The organism is Prevotella rectalis (assembly GCF_900607215.1).
Taxonomy (GTDB): Bacteria; Bacteroidota; Bacteroidia; order Bacteroidales; family Bacteroidaceae; genus Prevotella; species Prevotella brunnea.
The window spans coordinates 84499-84957 of record NZ_LR027822.1 but is presented as its reverse complement, the minus strand read 5'-3'; positions in this window follow the sequence as shown (position 1 = coordinate 84957).

Below are 459 nucleotides of genomic sequence, written 5' to 3'. Positions count from 1 at the left end.
GCACTGACTTCAAATTTAAACTATATAATGTTAATGTCAAGTCATTCAGTAAATAAGAAAATATTTGACAAGTAAAACAGAAAAACATCGTCAGATCTGACAAGTGAATTCAGGAAAAGACAAAATTTTCTTTATTCATCTATCCAAAGCTTAGCTTTCACTTTTCAAAAGCTAAGCTTTTGCAATGCAAAAGGTCATGAATTGGAGTGCAAAAGCTAAGCTTTTAAATCACAACTAATATCATCCTGATTATCAATAGATTACAAAGCATATCCCTGATGCCGTTTTTGTAATATAATTTCATGGTGATGGTCGGGTTGAATGTTTGCTATTATTGCTGTCCGGTAAAAATTAACTGAAAGCTCTGTATCTCTTTATCCATCGGTATTGCAGCCGTTTTACTCATCCTGGGGCTTGGTTTTCAGTTTCAAACTGTAAGCATTATAAAATGCACTTATT